Here is an 18092-nt window from a genome sequence, read left to right as displayed (position 1 = left end):
CAGGACAGGATCCGCTGATGCGCAAGCACGCGACGCGTCGTTGGCTGGCTGGACTCGGTGTGGTGGGCGCGTGTGTCGCCGCCGCTCCCGCTCCGGCCCCCGCCGCCCCGGCCAGCCCCGCAGGCCCGCCCGCCGGGGTCACGGCGGCCGGGTTCACCACCTCCGCCGGCGACGTCACCCTGGCTCCCGCCGGGCCCGACCGGACGGTGGTCCTGCGGACGTCGGGCGAGAGGGTCCGGGACGGTTACGTCGTCACCGTCGACTACGGCGCGATCGACGCCTTCGCCGAGGTGCGCGGTCCCGCCGCCCCGGCCTGCACCCGCGCCGGCACCGTGCTGACCTGCCCGGCCTACGAGGAGGACGCACCGGATCTGCTCACGTTGTCGGTGCGCCCCCGGGAGGGTGCCCGGGTGGGCCAGGAGGGCCGGATCCGGTTCACCGTGACGACCACCGCGTCGGGTACGAGCAGCACCGCCTCGACGGTCCGCGTCGGCGAGGGGGTCGATCTGGTGGCGGGTCCGGCGGTGGCGCTGACCGGTGGTCCCGGTGCCACGGTGCCGGTGGGGCTGTCGGTCGGCAACCGGGGTCAGGAGACCGCGCGGGGGGTGGTGCTCCTGGTGTCGGCCGCCTACGGGCTCACCCCGTCGAAGCGCTACCAGAACTGCCGGTACGGCAGCAGGGGCGGACTGGTGCACCACACGCCGAACCTGTTCGTCTGCACCTTCGACGACGAGATCGCGCCGGGCCGGACGTTCCGGGTCGACAGCGGTTTCGGGATCACCGTGCCCGGCGACGTCTCGGCACCGAACGTGCAGCCCGGCACCGCCACCTGGTTCACCCCGCAGGACTGGGCGGACGTGCAGTCCAGGTACACCCTCGACCAGCAGGGCACCGGCGGCGTGCTGCGGCTGGAACCGACCGGTGCGCGCCTGCCCGGCGGCACCTCCCGGGCGGCGCAGACCGACGTCGAGCCGGCCGACAACGAAACCGCCGTCGAGTTGACCGTCACCGGCAACCAGCGGGCCGACCTGGCCGCCGACGAGGTGCGCATCACCGCCAGGGTGGGCGAGACCGTGCCGGTCACGATCGGTTACACCAACCGGGGACCGGCCTCGTCGTCCAACGGCGGCCGCGACTTCTACACCATCGTCAAGATGACCGTGCCCAAGGGCGTCACCGCCGTCAAGGCACCCAAGAACTGCCTCGATGCCGACATCCAGGACGAGGAGGGCGGCCGGCCGGGTGCCCGCGCCTACCTCTGCTACCAGTACGACGTGATCCACAAGGGCGGGAAGGTCGCCCTGCCGTTCTCGTTCCGCATCGACCGGGCGGGCACCCTGACCGGCACGACCGAGCTGCTCTACGGCCCACAGAACACCGAGGACCTCGACCCGCGCAACGACACCGCCAGGATCCTGGTCAACCCCGCCTCGGGCGGCCAGGGCGGCGACGACGGCTCGTTGCCGATCACCGGTTCCCGGACCGGCCCGGTGGCCGCCGTCGGCGGCCTGCTGCTGGTGGCCGGGGTCGGCAGCTACCTGGCGGCCCGGCGTCGCCGGTCGCGCTTCGTAGCCTGACCGGCGCCGTGGCGGCCTGACCGGGCGCGCTCCGGCCCGGCCCGGTGTGTCCGGGCGGCCCGGCCCGGTGTCCGGGCGGCCCGGCCGGGCGCGTGGCGGCCCGACCCGGCACGCTCGGAGCCGGCCCGGTCCGGCACGTCGTGGCCCGACCGGGTGGGTCCGGTGGGGTGAGCCGCCGGCCGGAGGGGCGCGTGCCGCGACCGGCGCTCCCCGGGCTCGGTATGGTGTGTGGCCGTGGACACAGGTGAGAAGACGCGGGTGGTCGCCGAGACGGTCGCGCTGAATCCGCTCGACCCCAAGGACCTGCTCCAGACCTTCGGTCTGGTCGGCGTGTGGGTGATCCTCTTCGCCGAGACCGGCCTGCTGGTGGGGTTCTTCTTCCCCGGCGACTCGCTGCTGTTCCTGGCCGGGGTGGCCGCGTCGCCGGTGGCCGACGCGATCTTCGGCAGTGGCACCCGGCTCTCCCTGGCCGGGCTGCTGATCGGCGGGCCGCTCTGCGCCATCGTCGGTGCCCAGCTCGGGCACTGGCTCGGTGCCCGGTACGGCCGACGGATGTTCGAGCGCCCCAACTCCCGGCTCTTCAAAAAGGAGTACGTGGAGAAGGCGGAATTCTATTTCCAGAAATTCGGCCCGGCCAAGGCCGTGGTGCTGGCCCGGTTCATTCCGATCGTGCGGACGTTCCTGAACCCGGTGGCCGGTGCGCTCGGCATGCCGGCGAAGCAGTTCTTCCTCTGGAACGTCGTCGGCGCGATCCTCTGGGTGGACGGCATCCTGCTGATCGGTTACCTGCTCGCCGACCAGATCTACAGCGCCATCGGCGACAAGATCGACCGGTACATCCTGCCGGTGGTCGCGTTGATCATCCTGATCTCGGTGCTACCGATCTTCTTCGAGTTCCTCCGGGACCGTAAGGCACGCCGACGCGGTGAGGCCGTCGCCGTGGTCGCCGCGGCGAGCGCCGTGGGGGCGGTGGAGGCCGTCCGGGAGGCCGTCGAGCACCACCACCATCATCACGACCGGCCGCAGTCCGCGCAGCCCCACAGCGGGGGGCAGCAGCCGTACGGGCAGCCCGACCAGTCGCGTGGTCCCGACCAGCAGTTCCCGCCGCAGACCTACGGTCAGCCCCAGCCGCCACCGGGCGGTGACCGGTACCCGGAGCACGGCCAGGGCCGCTGACGCCTGGTGGGTGGTGACGACCAGGCTGACCAGCCCGACCCCGGCGTGCCGACGGGAGCCGGGGACGACGAACGGCCGGCCCCCGGGGAGAGGGCCGGCCGTCGCGTGCACGTACGCCACCGCGGGCACGGTGGTGGATCAGCGAACTGACCGGTGACGGACAGCCGTCACCACCCGATGACGCCACCCCTGGTACGCCATCGGACGCCGCCCCCGGCGGGGGCGACGGGTGCAGTCAGCGGGCCTTCTTGGTGGCCCGCTTGCGCGGCGGCGTGAGGAGGTCGGCGATCGTGGCGATCGCCGACGGCACCAGCCGGTAGTAGGCCCACACACCACGCTTCTCCCGCTCCAGCAAGCCGGCCTCGGTGAGGATGCGGAGGTGGTGGCTGACCGTCGGCTGCGAGAGGCCGAGCGGCGCGGTGAGGTCACACACGCACGCTTCGCCCTCGGGCGCCGACTGGATCAGGCTGAGCAGCCGCAGCCGGGCGGGGTCGGCGAGGGCCTTGAGGACCCCCGCCAGCCGCTCGGCGTCGGCACGTTCGATCGGCTCGCCGGCAAGCGGCGAGATCTGAGGCATGGTCATTTCAGCCAACGCAGTTCCCACGTATTCCATCCTTCCACCAGCAGCATCGATCCGCCTGCATATCAGCAGATCCGAATCGGCAAATTTTTACGCCACAAGGCCGAGGTCAGCCAACGTAAAGGCCGCCCGATACGGCAGTCCGGCGGCTCGTACCACGTCGCCGGCGCCCCGATCGACGACGACCGCCACACCCACGACCTCCGCCCCGGCCTCGCGTAGAGCTTCGACGGCCGTCAGCACGCTGCCGCCCGTCGTCGAGGTGTCCTCCACCGCCAGTACCCGCCGGCCGGCCACCTCAGGACCCTCGATCCGCCGTTGGAGACCGTGCGCCTTGCCGGCCTTGCGGACGACGAAGGCGTCCAGGGGGCGAGCGGTCTCCGCGGCGGCGTGCAACATCGAGATGCCGATCGGATCGGCACCCAGGGTCAACCCACCGACCGCGTCGTAATTCCAGTCGGCGGTCAGCTCCCGCATCACCCGACCGACCAGGGGAGCAGCCCGGTGATGGAGAGTCACGCGACGCAGATCGACGTACCACTCCGCCTCCCGCCCCGAGGAGAGCACGACCCGGCCATGGACCACAGCCAGGTCAGTGATGAATTTACGCAGGTCGTCGTGGTCCCCCATGCCGATAGAGGGTACTGCTCAAGTCTGTACGACGTGTGTGCGGCCCACCCGGATCCGTCGCATGAGCGACCGATGACTGGCGATGGACGGCTACGCTGCGCGACCGCACCGACAGAGTTGTGGTTCGATGTCAGGCCGACCGGACGCTGTCCGGCAGCGGCGGGGACTCACCGTCCGGGCGGGTCGACCCGCCCCCGCCGGTCCCGGAAGGCGCTGCGCAACAGCCGGCGCGGCACGTGCCGCAGGCTGGCCACGGCCAGTTTGTACTTCCAGTCGGGAACGCTGACGGTTTTGCCTTTCCGCAGGTCACGAAGGGCTTCGGCGACCACATCGTCGGCCCGCAGCCAGATCCACCCCGGCATGGCGGACATGTCGATGCCGGCGCGTTCGTGATAGCCGGTGCGGGTGTATCCGGGGCAGAGGGCCATCACGTGCACACCCGACGCACGTACCGATTGCCCGATCGACTCACTGAAGCTGGTCACCCAGGCCTTGCTGGCCGGATAGGTGGAGCCCGGCATCACCGGGCCGAATCCGGCGACCGAAGAGACATTAATCACTGCCCCATCGCCGCGCGTGGTCATCGGTCCGAGCGCCGCGAGAGTGAGCCGCAACACCGCATGCACATTCAGCCGCAGCAATTGGGTCTCGTCGGCGACGGTGGAGCGCAGAAACGGCCGGCTGAGGCTGGTCCCCGCATTGTTGACCAGTAGGTGCACCGGATCCCCGGCGGTGAGCCGCCGTTCCACCCGGGCGCATCCGTCGTCGGTGGACAGGTCGGCCGGGACGGTCTCCACCCGGATGCCGTACCGGTCGGCCGTCTCGGCGGCGGCGGTGTCGAGCCGGCCGGCGTCCCGGGCCACCAGGACGAGGTCCCAGCCCTCGGCGGCGAGCTGCCGGGCGAACGACTCGCCGATACCGGCGGTGGCACCGGTGATCAGGGCGCGGCGGCCCCGGGCCGATCGGTCGGCGGTCACGGTTGCTCCTCAGCGGTGCGGCGGCACCGGCGGGCCGGTGCCGTGGGGTGGCGCGGGGACCGGAGTGGTGCCGTGGGGTGGCACGGGGGCGGGGCTGGTGCCGTGCGGTGGCACGGGTCCTGGTGCCGGGGCCGGGGCCGGGGCCGGGAGCACCGAACGGTGCGCGGCGAACCACGGGTTCGCCGACGGCAGCCCCAGCAGCACGGCCACCACAAGGTAACCGAGGGCCTGACCCGCCGAAACCCCCGCGTTCGCCGGGAGCCACCAGGACGGGTAGGCCTCCCCGAGGGTGCCGAACAGGTCGGCCACCCCCTGGTCACCAGGGCCCAACCGCACCGGCCCGGCCCGCTGCCCGGCCAGCACGGCCAGCGCACACCCACCGGCGAGCAGACCCAGCCCGCAGACCACCCAGACGCCGATCCTGGCCGCCCGCCGCCGGGCGAGCAGCCCGCCGGCCAGGCCGACCAGCAACAATCCCACCAGCACCGTCAACACCGCCGCGCCGATCGTGCTGAGCCGGAGCAGTCGGACCATCCCGTCGACGTCCCCCGGCTCGGCGGCCGTGGCGGGGGCGGCGGCACGGAACCGGTCCACCGTGCCGCCCAGGGCGAGCAGGACGGTCACCGCGTAGGCCCCGGCGGCGAGCGCCATCAGCCCGAGCAGTGCCGTCGCCGCGCTGACGGCCGCCGGCCGGCGAACCGGCACCTGATCCGGGTACGACACGACGATTCCCTCCGGTAGGCCCCGGTGTGCAACCTACTCGGAGGGAATCGTCGCTGTCGTTGTTACGCGCCCGTCAGCTACCGGTGGGCCGCTGCGGATCGTCCGGTCCGCTGCCTCCGGCGGGCCGGTCCGGCTCCCCGCCCGACGGCGGCGGCGACCAGGACGAGCCGTCGGACGGCGGGGACTGGTCCGGCGCACCCGGGGCGGAACCCGGACCACCGGCGGCCGGCTGACCGGGCTGACCGAGGTCACCGGGCTGGCCGGGGGCACCCGGATGACCGGGCGCACCGGGCTGCGGGTAGCCGGGCGTGGCCGGGTAGCCCGGGGTCGCCGGGTAGCCCGGCGCGGCCGGGTAGGCGGCACCCGGAACCGGCGGCTCCCAGCCCGCCTTGGGCTTGCGGAAGAACTCGTTGGACTTCGGCAGGGCGAGCAGGATCAGCGCCGCCAGCAGGACGAGCAGGCTGAGCACCCCGAGCAGGGTGCTGACCGGGTTGTACCAGGACGGCAGCACGGCGTTCATGCTGCGCTCGAGTTCCTCGGCGCTCGGCGCGTCCCCGGAGGTGGAGCCGGTGGAACCGCTGAAGCCCGCGGCACCGTTGACCAGTCCACCGCCGACGCAGCAGACCATGATGCCGCCGACCACCCAGGTGGCGATCCGGCTGCCGTTCTTGCCCCGGTTGTTGAAGATCGCCAGGACGACGAGAGCCAACGCGATGAGCAGCAGCACGACGGACGCGCCGACGGCGAAGACCACGACGGCGGTGCCGAGCCCCTCGACCTCGCTCGCGGTCCCCTCGAACGCGTCCTCGAACGCCTGACGGAGTTTGCCGCTGATCGCGAGGGTCAGGATCAACCCGATCAGTTGGAGCGCCGCGAAGAGCATCAGCAGATAGCTGGAGAGTGTCACCAGACCCGGACGGGTCCGAGCGGGCGTGCTGTGGGAATCGACCATGATTCTCCTTCCTAGATCACCGCACCACGGTAACGTCCACAGGCCCGTCGTACCGGGTACGACGGTGCCGTACCCGATGATCGACCTGCCGAATCACCGGCGATCCGGGAGCGGATCCGCGACCGAACCCGATCAGGTCCGCCGCGCCGCCCGGTGCGGGAGGCCCCGGACCGGGAGTCGCGGGACGCCCGGATCAGGAGTCGCGGACCAGCCGGCGGTGTTCGGCGGTCACCACGGCGAGCAGCAGCAGGTCCACCCCCAGCCCGGTCACCGCGTCGAACTGGTTGACCGTGAAGTTGAAGATCTGCCCGAACAGCAGGTCGACCAGGAGGGCCAGCTTGAACAGCCGGAACGCGGCCCGCCGGTCGTTGCGGAGCAGGAACGCGGCACGGACGCTCAGCACCCCGGCGACCACCGCCGAGGCGGACACCCCCAGCACCGCGCCCCACTCGCCGAGCTGGTCCAGCTCGCCGGTCACCCCCTCGGTGGCCACCGCCACCACCGTCGCCACCGGCTCGACCACCAGGTAGGCCACCACCAGCAGGACCACCCAGCGCTGGGCGGTCAGCCGGACCAGCAGGTCGCGCAGCCGGGCCACCCAGGGCTGCCAGAACCGCCGCGGCGGTGGTTCCCGGCGCGGCACCACGTCCAGCAGCGCGGACACCGCCGACTCGACCTCCGGGCCGGCCCCCCGGACCAGCCGCAGGGTGGCCACCCGCCGCCGGTCGGTGAGCCCCCGGCCGACCCCGCCGACGATCACGTCCAGCGCGTTCGCCACCCGTTCCCCGGGGGTCAGCCGGATCCGTTCGCGCAGCGCCTGGGTGATCACCACCAGCAGGGCGAAGACCGCGTAGATGATCCCGGCCGCCGGGCGGTAGAAGTAGTCGGTACCGGCGGTGACGAACTTTCCCACCTCGTCGATGAACAGCCCGAAGCCGATCCCGGCGAGCACCGCGCCGGTCATCCGGGCGGTCCCGCCGAGAAAGACCAGCGCCACGCCCAGGCCGACGGTCATCAGCAGGCCGCCCCAGAGCACGTGCGCGATGTGCAGGCCGCCGCCGCCGAGCTGCGGGTAGCCGGTCGCCCGCAGGAACGCCCGGGTGACCAGCACCGTCGCCACCCCGGACAGCACGAACGCCTGGAGGTACGCCGCGGCGTCCACCGCACGCGGTGGCAGCCGGCGGCGCAACGACGGTGACATCATGTCCGAGGCTAGTAGCCGCGCCACTCGCTGCGGGCGTAGTCGAGCACCCTGGGGCGCAGCAGGGTGGAGGCGGGCACGTCCAACCGGCCCCGGTCGGCGGGGAAGGCCGCCGCCGCCCGCAGTACCGCCGGATCGAGGAACCGCAGCCGGGGCGCGTCGGCCGGCAGTTCCAGCGGCGGCGGGGTGCCGCCCGGGGCGGCGAGCACGAACCCCCAGTCACCGAAGGACGGCACGTCGACGTGGTACGGCACGGTGGCGAAGCCGGCCCCGCGTACCGACGCCTCGATCGACCAGTACGACCGGGGCGCGAAGTACGGCGACCCGGACTGCACCACCAGCCGGGCGCCCTCGGCGAGCACCGCCCGGATCAGCGTGTAGAACTCGACCGTGTAGAGCTTGGCGGTGGCCGTCTCGTCCGGGTCGGGCAGGTCGGCGACGACCACGTCGAAGCGTTCCGAGGCGGTACGCAGCCAGCCGAACGCGTCGGTGTTCAGCACCCGGACCCGGGGGTCGTCGAGGGAACCGCCGTTGAGCGCGCGGAGCTGCGGCTCGGAGCGGGCCAGCGCCACCACCGCCGGGTCGAGGTCGACCACGGTCACCCGGCGTACGTCCGGGTAGCGCAGGATCTCCCGCACGGCGAGGCCGTCGCCGGCACCGAGGACCAGCACCTCGCCGCGCGGGCCGCGCATCGCCGGATGCACCAGCGCCTCGTGGTAGCGGTACTCGTCGATCGAGCTGAACTGGAGGTCACCGTTGAGGAACAGCCGCAGGTCGGTGTCGGGGTGGCCGATCTCGCGCACCGAGCGGGTCAGCACGATCTCCTGGTAACGGGAACGTTCGGCGTGCACCACCGGATCCCGGTAGAGCTGCTGGCGGCTGGTCACCTCGAAGTCGGCGGCGGTGACCCAGGCGTACCCCAGACAGAGGGCGACCACGACGGAGCCGGCGCCCAGCACGAGCCGGGCCCGGCGGCTCAGCTCGGCGCGGAACACCGTGCAGACCAGCGCCAGCCCGGCCACCGCGTTCACCGCGCCGACCACCAGGGCGCCCTTGAGCTGGCCGAAGACCGGGATCAGCAGGAACGGGAAGGCCAGCCCACCGAGCAGCGCGCCGACGTAGTCGGCGGCGAACAGGTCGGCGACCGCGCTACCGGCGGCCTGCTCACGGATGCGTTGCAGCATCACCATCAGCAGCGGGATCTCCGCGCCGATCAGCAGACCCAGCACGAACGCGGTGCCGACCAGCCCCGGTCCGTACAGGTCGAGCCAGGCGAACGCGGCGTAGAGGCCGAGCACCGACAGGCCGCCGAGCAGGGCCAGGGTCAGCTCGATCACCGCGAACGCGGCGGCGGCCCGGGGCTGCAACGGCTTGGCGACCAGCGCGCCGACCCCCATCGCGAAGACCATCACACCGAGCACGATCGACGCCTGCCCGACCGTGTCACCGATCAGGTAGCTGCCGAGCGCGACCAGGGCCAACTCGTACACCAGGCCGCAGGCGGCGCAGACGAAGACGGCGAGCAGCACCGACGCGCGGGCCAGCCGCCAGCGCGGCCGGACCGCCGGGGTGTCGTCGACCGTGGTCACCGCGCCCCCCGGAAACGCCCGGCCGGCGTCGCCGCCCGCTGCCGGCCGCGCTGGACGAACCCGACGGTGATCAGCAGCGCGGCGACCAGCAGCAGGCCGGCGGTGGCGAGCAGCCAGCCCCAGCGGTCCCGCAGGAAGTCGTTCCCGGCGTCCGGCAGCGCGCCGGCCGGCGTGGCCGGACCGGCGGTCGGGGTGGCGGCGGGCGGGGCGACGCCGGCCTCGGCGACCAGCAGCGGCAGGGTCACCGCGGCCCGGCAGATCGCCCACCCCGGATCGTCGATGAACGTGTCGGTGTCCAGCCCGAACCGGTCCAGCCCGTTGTCGACCGCCCACAGGTCGGCCCGGTCGAGGTCGTCGGAGCCGGAGACGGTGACGGTCGCCCAGTCGTTGCTCTCGCTGCTGGACGAGGTGTACATGATCCGGGCCCGGACCTCCACCCAGCGCGGGCAGCGGGCGTCCCCGGTCACCGGCACCCCGTCGCCGAGGTTGGAACCGACGCTGACCTCCGCGCCGGACGACCGCTCCAGCCGCCAGCCGTAGCAGATGCCCTGGCTGTCGGCCGCCTGCACGAGCAGCGGGACGGTGTCGGCGCGCTCGTCGGCCGCCGGGCCGGGCACGGTGGTGCCCCCGGAGTCCCGGTTGAGGACGCTGCTGCCCACGCAGACCAGCACGATCACGCCGAGGACGAGCCAGACCACCCAGGCGCCCGAGTTCTGCTTCGCCTGCGTCGGTTGCTTCGCCGTGGTCCGCTGAGCCGGCTGCTTCGCCGTGGTCATCAGCTGATGGCGGCGGCGATGATCGCGCCGGTGGCGAGGTGCACCACCGCCGACACCCAGACCGCCGGGTGCGGCTGCTGGTCGACCAGCAGCGTGCCCAGCTTGCCCGGGGTCAACGCGTCGAGCAGCACGAACGCCAACGCCATGATGACCAGCCCGACGATCCCGTACGCGGCGGAACCGACCAGGCCGAGCAGGAAGTCGTCCTCGCTGGCGGCGATCGCGGCGACCACGATGATGCCGACGCCGGCCAGGTTCGAGGTGAGCAGCAGCGCCGCGTTGCGGTTGCGTTCGGTCCAGATCAGCTCGTGGAGCTTACCCGGGGTGGCCACGTCGACCAGCACGTAGCCGATGGCCATCAGGACGACACCGACCACCCCGTAGGCGAGGGTGACCAGCAGGTCGGTGACCAGGTTCTGCACAGCGTGCTCCAGGGGTTCGTTCGGTCGGGAATCGGTGGGCGCTACTTGCCGGAGCCGGGGCCGCCACCGCGTACCGTGCTGCCCCGCCCCCAGCCCCAGTGGTTGCCGACCGTCGAGTGGTAGCGCGGGTACGCGGTGCGCATCCGTTCCAGCAGGATCAGCGAGCCGGCGGCGATCGGCAGGATCACCAGCGAGTCGTCGTCGTAGCGCAGGTAGACGCCGCTGCCGTCGACATACTGGTCGGCCGGCTTCCAGGCGTCGGTGACGTCCTTCGCCACCTGGCTCGGGGTCCGGTTCGAGGTGTACGCCACGGCGTCGCGCCCGATGTCCCGGCTCGCCGCCCGGGTGTAACGGTCCTCGATGTAACCCCGGGGGGAGAAGTTGCCGTAGAAGATGGCGAAGGCGGCGACCAGCGCACCGATGACCGCGAAGGCCACCCCCACCACGAACCAGCGTCGGTACGTCACGGCGTTACCTCCGTTCGCGACTGCGGGGCTCGCCGATCGTGCGGGAGCGTCACCGCCGTCTCGGTCAGGACAAGTTCGTTGGTCTGGGGGTACGCGTGCCAGGTGCGCCAGGCCACCGTCCCGTCCGGCGCGTCGGGGCTCACCGCCAGCGCGGTGACCGCGTCCTCGTCGCCGGGAAAGACGCCGACCAGGGCGTACGGGTCGTCGGCCAGATCGGCGCGGAGCGCGGCGATCCGGGTGTGCAGCTCCCCCTCGGCGGGGCGCAGCACGGTGGCGGTGAACCGGTAGCCGCCCGCCTCGTCGTGCAGGTCGCCGGGCAGGTGCGGGGGTCGACCGGGCAGGCAAGCGACCGTCTCGACCAGCGCACCCGCCCCGACGGACCGGCCGGGGGCGGTCACGGCGGCACCTGCCGACGGGACAGTCAGGACGACCTGGTGGGAGGCGCCGAGCAGGCGCAGCCGGAGCCGGACGCCGCCGGGCAGCGTCAGCTCACGGACGTGCAGCGCGGGGCGTTCCGGGCCACCGAGCGCCAGGCTCAGGTCGGCGGCGCAGGTGTCGACGTAGGGGGTGTCCAGGCTGACCAGCACGATCAGGGCGCTTCCGGTGCGGACTGCGGGTACACCATCACGTCGGCGCGGTGCAGCCGCTCGCCACGGCCCACCTCCCAGCCGGCTTCGCCGTACGCCTCGAAGGAGAGCCGCTCGCCGCCCTGCCCCCGGTAGTCGTGGTAGCGGACGGTGCCGTACGGGTCGAGGCCGGTGCTGCCGGTGGCCGAGTAGCGGGCCTGACCGGACTCCTCCCAGGAGTAGCGGCGGCCGGCGAAGTCGAGGGTGGGTGCGCCCGGGGTGACCGTCGCGGCCGGTTCGGCCGTCCAGAGCACCAGTTCCAGGTCGGGGTCCTCCTCGACGGAGAGCCAGCGCTTGTCCCCCTCGACGGTGTCCAGCAGGTGCTCGGCCCAGCTCCAGCCGCCCTCGACCAGGTGCACCGAGCCACGGACCGCGTACGACACCCGGCGGATCTCGACGATGTCGCCGGGCTTGAGCTTGCGGGGGTCACCGCGTAGCGCGTCGGAGTCGGTGTCGCGGAACGGGTCCTTCGCCGCCGCCGGTGGGCGGGTCGGCTTGCGCCCCTTACGCAGGGCCACCACCGCCACCACGATCCCGGCGACCCCGATCAGACATCCCAGCGTCGCCACGACGTACGCCATCGGACCGTTCACCCCGACCACCTCCCCAAGTGCGTCGGCGGAGACGGTAACAACCCCGCGCACCCCGCGCACCTGGGGAAACTCAACCTATCCTGAGTAAGCGGTCAACTACTCGGCGTCCCCGTCGGGGTGGCGGGCGGCCAGCCGGTCGGCCGCGTACCCGCCCAGCGTGGTGGTGCCCATCAGGCAGCCGTCGAAGGTGGTGAACTCCCCGTCGTCGTCGCGCAGCGCCGCCCAGGCGTCCCGGCCCGCCGCCCGCCCGACCCCCTCCAGCAGCGTCGCCGCGTAGGCCCGGCCGGCGGGCGAGCCGTGCCGCAGCAGCCAGTCGACCTGTTCACGGGCCTGCCGGGGGCGCTGCGCGAACGCCTCCTCCACCCGCCGGTACGCCTCGGTCACCGGCAGCAGCGTGCCGGCGAACCCCACCCCGCCGAAGGCCACGGTGTCCGCCTCGGCGAGTTCCCGGACGGCGGCGTCCAGTTCCGGATCGCCGCTCTTCTTCCGCATCCCGAACATGCCCCCATCCTTTCCCCGCCCCGCCACCACCCACCCCCCACCGCGGTGATCAAGAAGGAAGCCGGCGGTCGACGTGAACCTCCTGATCACCAGGGCGGTCGGCGGGGAGGGCCAGCGTGGACGGGCCGACCCCACCGGGTGGCAGGGTCGGCCCGGTGGGATCGGGGGTCAGGCGGCGGTGACGGTCAGGCCGTCCTTGCCGTCGGACAGCTCGACCCGCACCGTGTCGCCGTCCCGGATCACCCCACCCAGCAGGGCCTTGGCGAGCTGGTCGCCGATGGCCGACTGGACCAGGCGACGGAGCGGCCGGGCACCGTAGATCGGGTCGTACCCGTGCTCGGCGAGCCAGGTCCGGGCGGTGTCGGTGACGTCCAGCGCCAGCCGGCGGTCGCCGAGCCGCCGACGCAGCCGGTCGAGCTGGATGTCGACGATGGCCCGCAGGTCGTCCCCGCGCAGCGCGGCGAAGACCACGATGTCGTCGAGCCGGTTGAGGAACTCGGGCTTGAAGTGCGAGCGGACCACCGCGAGCACCCCCTCCCGGCGCTGCTCGTCGGCGAGCGTCAGGTCACCGATCACCGACGAGCCCAGGTTGGAGGTCAGGATCAGGATCGCGTTGCGGAAGTCCACGGTGCGACCCTGGCCGTCGGTGAGCCGGCCGTCGTCGAGCACCTGGAGCAGGATGTCGAAGACGTCCGGATGGGCCTTCTCCACCTCGTCCAGCAGGATCACCGAGTACGGCCGGCGGCGCACCGCCTCGGTGAGCTGACCGCCCTCCTCGTACCCGACGTAGCCGGGCGGGGCACCCACGAGGCGGGCGACGGAGTGCTTCTCGCCGTACTCGCTCATGTCGATACGGACCATCGCCCGCTCGTCGTCGAAGAGGAACTCGGCGAGCGCCTTGGCCAGCTCGGTCTTGCCGACACCGGTGGGGCCGAGGAAGAGGAAGCTGCCGGTGGGGCGGTCCGGGTCGGCGACGCCGGCCCGGGCCCGGCGTACCGCGTCGGAGACGGCTCCGACGGCCTCGGCCTGGCCGACCACCCGGCCGCCCAGCGACTCCTCCATCCGGAGCAGCTTGGCGGTCTCGCCCTCCAGCAGCCGGCCGGCGGGGATGCCCGTCCAGGAGGCCACCACGGCGGCGATGTCGTCCGCGCCGACCTCCTCCTTGAGCATCGCGCCGTCGGCCTGGAGCCGGGCCAGTTCCTCCTCGGCCCTGGCCAGGTCGGACTTGAGCGCCGGGATACGGCCGTAGCGCAACTCGGCGGCGCGCTCCAACTCGCCGTCGCGTTCCGCCCGCTCGGCCTCGCCGCCCAGGCGTTCCAACTCCTCCTTGGCGGTGGAGAGCTTGGCGATGTGGCTCTTCTCGGTCTGCCAGCGCTCGGACAGCGCGGTGAGCTGCTCGCGCTTGTCGGCCAGCTCCTTGCGCAGCCGTTCCAGCCGCTCGGCGGAGGCGGCGTCGGGCTCCTTGGCCAGCGCCATCTCCTCGATCTCCAGCCGGCGGACCGCGCGCTCGATCTCGTCCACCTCGACCGGCCGGGAGTCGATCTCCATCCGGAGCCGGGACGCGGACTCGTCGACCAGGTCGATCGCCTTGTCCGGCAGGAACCGGTCGGTGATGTACCGGTCGGACAGCGACGCGGCCGCGACCAGGGCGGCGTCGGTGATCCGGACGCCGTGGTGCACCTCGTAGCGCTCCTTGAGGCCGCGCAGGATGCCGATGGTGTCCTCGATGGTCGGCTCGCCGACCAGCACCGGCTGGAAACGGCGCTCCAGGGCCGGGTCCTTCTCGATGTGCTCGCGGTACTCGTCGAGGGTGGTCGCCCCGACCATCCGTAGCTCGCCCCGGGCCAGCATCGGCTTGAGCATGTTGCCGGCGTCCATCGAGCCCTCGCCCTTGCCCGCGCCGACCACGGTGTGCAGCTCGTCGAGGAAGGTGATGACCTGCCCGTTCGAGTTCTTGATCTCCTCCAGGACGGACTTGAGCCGCTCCTCGAACTGGCCCCGGTACTGCGCGCCGGCGACCATCGCGCCGAGGTCGAGCGAGACCAGCTTCTTGTCCCGCAGCGACTCGGGCACGTCACCGGTGACGATCCGCTGGGCCAGGCCCTCGACGATCGCGGTCTTGCCGACGCCGGGCTCGCCGATCAGCACCGGGTTGTTCTTGGTACGCCGGGAGAGCACCTGGATCACCCGACGGATCTCCGAGTCCCGGCCGATCACCGGGTCGATCTTGCCGTCCCGGGCGCTGGCGGTGAGATCGACGCCGTACTTGGTCAATGCCTGGTAGGTCTGCTCCGGGTCGGCGGTGGTGACCCGCCGGTCCCCGCCGCGCACGGTCGGGAACGCGGCGACCAGGTTCTCCTCGGTGGCCCCGGCGGCCTTCAGCGCGTCGGACACCGCGCCGCCGACCCGGGCCAGGCCGGCGAGCAGGTGCTCGGTGGAGGTGTACTCGTCGCCGAGCGGCCGGGCGATCTGCTCGGCGGCCCCGATGGCGTTGACGAACTCCCGGGCCAGGGTGGGCTCGGCGATACTGGAACCGCGGGCTGCGGGCAGCGCGTCGACCGCACGTTGGGCGACCCGGCGCAGCTCGGCGGGCTCGGCACCCACGGCGCGCAGCAGGCCGGCGGCGGTCGAGCCGTCGGTGTCGAGCAGGGCCAGCAGTAGGTGCCAGGATTCCACGGTGGCGTGACCACGCTGGTTGGCCAGCGCGACGGCACCCGTGATGGTTTCGCGGCTCTTGGTGGTGAGTCGTTCCGTGTTCATGGGCTCCCCCGGGATCGGCGTGTCCACTAGTAAGAGACACCACCAGAGTTGAGCCTATTCCACTCAACTCTGCCAACGTGGCGTGGGTCACATCAAGCCGGACCGGACACGCCGGCCTGGCACAGCGAAGTACCCAAGGAAACTAATAAACTAAATAATCTACTTCTTCATTAGGCACTTTCTGGGAGTCTGCCGTGCTCAGCTTCGCCGACCTGGACCGCTGCATCGGTCATGTTCCCGGCCCGGTCGTAACGGCACTCGGCACGGTGGACGTCGGCCGAGGATCGGAGGATCTCTACCGCGACCAGCTACCCGGGCTCCTCAAGCAGTTGGCCGACCGCGCCCGGGTAGCGAGCATCACCGCCTCGTCGGCCATCGAGGGGATCGTCGTCAACGACAGCGCCCGGGCTGATCGCATCCTCGCCGGACGGGTAACCAACCTGAGAAGTCGCAGCGAGCAGGAGTTGGCCGGCTACCGGGACGCGCAGGACTACCTCTTCCAGGGTGCCTGGCGACCGCTGAATCCCGGCCTCCTGCTCCATCTGCACAAGTTGCTCTTCGCCCACACCGCCGCGCCAGGCGGTCAGTTCAAAACCGAGGACAACGTCGTCGTCGACCGCACCGCCACCGGCGAAGTGACTGTCCGCTTCCGCCCCGTACGAGCGTCGGACACGCCCTACTTCGTGGCCGAACTGATCGAGCGTTACACCGCCGAGAGGACAGCGCGACGTCACCATCCGGTGCTCCTCGTCGGCCTCTTCGTGCTCGATCTCCTCGTCGTACACCCCTTCGAGGACGGCAACGGCCGGGTGACCCGGGCACTCACCAACGCGCTGCTGATGGATGCCGGCTACTCGGTGTCGAGGTACGTCAGCCTGGAGCACCAGATCGCCGTGAGCGCGGACGGCTACTACCAGGCACTGCTGGACTCGACCCACGGCTGGCATGACGGCGAGGCCGATCCCTGGCCGTGGCTCACCTACTTCGTCAACATCATGGCGAACGCCTACCGCACGTTCGCCGAACGAGCCGCATCGGATCGGGCGGACGGTTCGAAGCAGGACCGGGTGCTCGACTACGTGCTCCACCACGCTCCGCGCATCTTCCGGGTCGCCGACATCCGCACGGCACTGCCCGGCATCAGTGATCCGACGATCCGGGTCGTGCTGGACCGCCTACGTCGTGAGGGCGCGATCGCCTCGGAAGGGCTGGGACGGGCTGCGGCCTGGCGGCGTCTGCCATCCTGATCCGGCGGAAGACACCCGCAACCGGTACCCCGCCAGCCAGTCACCGACCAACCAGCCCCGGATCAGCGGTGCAGGCGGGCGGTGCAGGCGGTCTCGTGGTCGGCCCGCAGCACACACCGGCGGCCGGTCTCCAGCCGGACGTCGCAGAACACCCGGTGACGTACCCCCTGATCGTCCTCGGCCGAGACGGTGGTCTCGCCGGGGTCGACGTGGGCGAGGAAGGCCAGCGAGCGGGCCGCCGTCCGGGCGAGCATCCTGGCCCGCTCCAGATCCGCGGCGACGACCGGCAGGTGTACGACGTACCGCCCGGTCATCCCCGCCACCCCCCGTCGGCGCGGCGGGCCGGAACGGCGCCCGGCAACTGTCGTCCCGGATGCGAGCGCCATCGGCCCGCTGGCGTTGTCGAGTGGGATCGGACCCCGCACCGTCGCCCCCGACGAGTGGATCTGTCATCACGGTTCCTCCTGAACGGTCGGTTGTTCCGAGGGATCGGCTTGGTGCGAGGGGTCGGTGCGGTGGCGATGGGGATCGGCGTGGTGGTGACAGGGGTCGGTGCGGTGGTGACAGGGCGGAAGGACGGCCCGGTCGGAATACCGGTCCGACCGGGCCGCCCGCCCTGCCGCCGCAGCCCTGCTCGGCAGTACGACGACAGAGCCGCTTCACCTGATCGACACGTTCAGGGCTGGCACGACCGGCGCCCTTGTCGGACCAGTCGTGCCAGCCCACGGATGCCAACCGGAGGCCGGTTTGCCTACCAGGCTTTCCGCTGAAGGCCCCGCCGAAGCAACATACAATGCAAACCATTGGAAGACAACCACTCACCATGCAAAGCACGCGAAGTCTTGGCGGGTCGCGTCCTGCCATGGGAGGATCTTGGGGCCTACCAGGAGTTGCCGCCATGCCCCGAGTTTCCGACCGTCAGCGCATCGCCCAAGACATCCGCGACAAGATCGCCTCCGGCGAGTACTCGCCGGGCGACAAGTTGCCGTCCCTGCGTGAGTTGATCGCGCACTACGAGGTGTCCGCCGAACCCGTGCGCTCCGCACTGCTGATCCTCCAGGCCGAGGGGCTCATCGAAGGTCACCAGGGCAAGGGAACCTACGTCACACCGCGCAAACCCACGCCCTGACCCGACCGGCCCGCCAACCGGGGCGAGTCGGAGTGAATCTTGGTGGCAAACGGCCCCCCTGGGGGCCGAAAACTTCCAAGATCTACCTGTGGACGCGGGCGCGGCGACCGGGTCGGGCGGGAGCGGGGCGGGGGTGACCGGGCGCGACGGAAGCAGCGCCGGGCGG

The 18092-nt window shown here is 72.0% G+C and carries 18 protein-coding genes and 1 pseudogene; 4 read left to right on the top strand and 15 right to left on the bottom strand.

Going from position 1 to position 18092, the window contains the following annotated elements; translation table 11 throughout:
* The first annotated feature begins 17 nt into the window (after positions 1–17).
* Positions 18–1577 (top strand): LPXTG cell wall anchor domain-containing protein, encoded by a 1560-nt coding sequence (locus O7612_RS01815; protein ID WP_282269876.1) that lies wholly within the window; start codon positions 18–20, stop codon positions 1575–1577.
* A gap of 228 nt (positions 1578–1805) precedes the next feature.
* Positions 1806–2579 (top strand): annotated as a pseudogene (locus O7612_RS01810) (DedA family protein); the annotation flags it as partial.
* 409 nt (positions 2580–2988) lie between these two features.
* Here O7612_RS01810 and O7612_RS01805 read toward each other — a convergent pair.
* From O7612_RS01805 to clpB, 14 genes are all read right to left on the bottom strand, one after another.
* On the bottom strand, positions 2989–3366 hold the full coding sequence (locus O7612_RS01805) for a metalloregulator ArsR/SmtB family transcription factor (RefSeq protein WP_007454255.1): 378 nt from the start codon (positions 3364–3366) through the stop codon (positions 2989–2991).
* A gap of 57 nt (positions 3367–3423) precedes the next feature.
* The gene (gene pyrE / locus O7612_RS01800) at positions 3424–3963 is read right to left on the bottom strand and encodes an orotate phosphoribosyltransferase (RefSeq protein WP_067309992.1); all 540 of its coding nucleotides are present in this window, start codon (positions 3961–3963) and stop codon (positions 3424–3426) included.
* A gap of 167 nt (positions 3964–4130) precedes the next feature.
* Positions 4131–4940 (bottom strand): SDR family oxidoreductase, encoded by an 810-nt coding sequence (locus O7612_RS01795; protein ID WP_282269871.1) that lies wholly within the window; start codon positions 4938–4940, stop codon positions 4131–4133.
* A gap of 9 nt (positions 4941–4949) precedes the next feature.
* Positions 4950–5663 carry a hypothetical protein gene (locus tag O7612_RS01790; RefSeq protein ID WP_282269869.1) on the bottom strand — a complete coding sequence of 238 codons (714 nt, stop codon included), beginning with the start codon at positions 5661–5663 and terminating at the stop codon, positions 4950–4952.
* Between the two features lie 73 nt (positions 5664–5736).
* Positions 5737–6615: a hypothetical protein gene (locus tag O7612_RS01785; protein ID WP_282269866.1), complete on the bottom strand. Its 879-nt coding sequence runs from the start codon at positions 6613–6615 to the stop codon at positions 5737–5739.
* 193 nt (positions 6616–6808) lie between these two features.
* Positions 6809–7792, bottom strand: coding sequence for a hypothetical protein (locus O7612_RS01780; RefSeq protein WP_282273757.1), 984 nt, complete (start codon positions 7790–7792; stop codon positions 6809–6811).
* A gap of 35 nt (positions 7793–7827) precedes the next feature.
* Positions 7828–9405, bottom strand: coding sequence for a polyamine aminopropyltransferase (locus O7612_RS01775; RefSeq protein ID WP_282269864.1), 1578 nt, complete (start codon positions 9403–9405; stop codon positions 7828–7830).
* Positions 9402–10181: a hypothetical protein gene (locus O7612_RS01770; RefSeq protein ID WP_282269862.1), complete on the bottom strand. Its 780-nt coding sequence runs from the start codon at positions 10179–10181 to the stop codon at positions 9402–9404. Before O7612_RS01770 ends, O7612_RS01775 begins: the two co-directional genes overlap by 4 nt.
* Positions 10181–10603, bottom strand: coding sequence for a DUF350 domain-containing protein (locus tag O7612_RS01765; protein ID WP_067309980.1), 423 nt, complete (start codon positions 10601–10603; stop codon positions 10181–10183). Before O7612_RS01765 ends, O7612_RS01770 begins: the two co-directional genes overlap by 1 nt.
* Before the next feature lie 41 nt (positions 10604–10644).
* Positions 10645–11070 (bottom strand): DUF4247 domain-containing protein, encoded by a 426-nt coding sequence (locus O7612_RS01760; RefSeq protein WP_282269859.1) that lies wholly within the window; start codon positions 11068–11070, stop codon positions 10645–10647.
* A complete protein-coding gene (locus tag O7612_RS01755; RefSeq protein WP_282269857.1) occupies positions 11067–11657 on the bottom strand; it encodes a DUF2617 family protein in 591 nt (196 codons plus the stop codon). Before O7612_RS01755 ends, O7612_RS01760 begins: the two co-directional genes overlap by 4 nt.
* A 2-nt stretch (positions 11658–11659) precedes the next feature.
* Entirely contained in the window at positions 11660–12289 is a 630-nt protein-coding gene (locus O7612_RS01750; protein WP_282269855.1) for a DUF4178 domain-containing protein, read from the bottom strand.
* A gap of 96 nt (positions 12290–12385) precedes the next feature.
* On the bottom strand, positions 12386–12790 hold the full coding sequence (locus O7612_RS01745; RefSeq protein ID WP_282269853.1) for a hypothetical protein: 405 nt from the start codon (positions 12788–12790) through the stop codon (positions 12386–12388).
* A gap of 168 nt (positions 12791–12958) precedes the next feature.
* Entirely contained in the window at positions 12959–15550 is a 2592-nt protein-coding gene (gene clpB / locus O7612_RS01740; RefSeq protein WP_282269851.1) for an ATP-dependent chaperone ClpB, read from the bottom strand.
* Positions 15551–15744: 194 nt separating this feature from the next.
* Between clpB and O7612_RS01735 the strand changes: the two genes are divergently transcribed.
* A complete protein-coding gene (locus O7612_RS01735; RefSeq protein ID WP_282269849.1) occupies positions 15745–16797 on the top strand; it encodes a Fic family protein in 1053 nt (350 codons plus the stop codon).
* Between the two features lie 62 nt (positions 16798–16859).
* Here O7612_RS01735 and O7612_RS01730 read toward each other — a convergent pair whose 3' ends face one another.
* Positions 16860–17111 (bottom strand): hypothetical protein, encoded by a 252-nt coding sequence (locus O7612_RS01730; RefSeq protein ID WP_282269847.1) that lies wholly within the window; start codon positions 17109–17111, stop codon positions 16860–16862.
* Between the two features lie 584 nt (positions 17112–17695).
* Here O7612_RS01730 and O7612_RS01725 point away from each other — a divergent pair.
* On the top strand, positions 17696–17926 hold the full coding sequence (locus tag O7612_RS01725; RefSeq protein ID WP_282269845.1) for a winged helix-turn-helix domain-containing protein: 231 nt from the start codon (positions 17696–17698) through the stop codon (positions 17924–17926).
* Positions 17927–18092: the final 166 nt, after the last annotated feature.

This window comes from Micromonospora sp. WMMD987 (assembly GCF_029581435.1).
Taxonomy (GTDB): domain Bacteria; phylum Actinomycetota; class Actinomycetes; order Mycobacteriales; family Micromonosporaceae; genus Micromonospora; species Micromonospora rifamycinica.
Note: the sequence above shows the minus strand (reverse complement) of the source record. Positions and strands in the feature narration are given on the sequence as shown.

Excerpts from the sequence above, each read along its gene's own strand:
- O7612_RS01725 (WP_282269845.1), top strand. The coding sequence starts at position 17,696 with ATGCCCCGAGTTTCCGACCGTCAGCGCATCGCCCAAGACATCCGCGAC.
- O7612_RS01770 (WP_282269862.1), bottom strand. The coding sequence starts at position 10,181 with ATGACCACGGCGAAGCAGCCGGCTCAGCGGACCACGGCGAAGCAACCG.
- O7612_RS01745 (WP_282269853.1), bottom strand. The coding sequence starts at position 12,790 with ATGTTCGGGATGCGGAAGAAGAGCGGCGATCCGGAACTGGACGCCGCC.
- O7612_RS01805 (WP_007454255.1), bottom strand. The coding sequence starts at position 3,366 with ATGGAATACGTGGGAACTGCGTTGGCTGAAATGACCATGCCTCAGATC.
- pyrE (WP_067309992.1), bottom strand. The coding sequence starts at position 3,963 with ATGGGGGACCACGACGACCTGCGTAAATTCATCACTGACCTGGCTGTG.
- O7612_RS01785 (WP_282269866.1), bottom strand. The coding sequence starts at position 6,615 with ATGGTCGATTCCCACAGCACGCCCGCTCGGACCCGTCCGGGTCTGGTG.
- clpB (WP_282269851.1), bottom strand. The coding sequence starts at position 15,550 with ATGAACACGGAACGACTCACCACCAAGAGCCGCGAAACCATCACGGGT.
- O7612_RS01815 (WP_282269876.1), top strand. The coding sequence starts at position 18 with ATGCGCAAGCACGCGACGCGTCGTTGGCTGGCTGGACTCGGTGTGGTG.
- O7612_RS01730 (WP_282269847.1), bottom strand. The coding sequence starts at position 17,111 with ATGACCGGGCGGTACGTCGTACACCTGCCGGTCGTCGCCGCGGATCTG.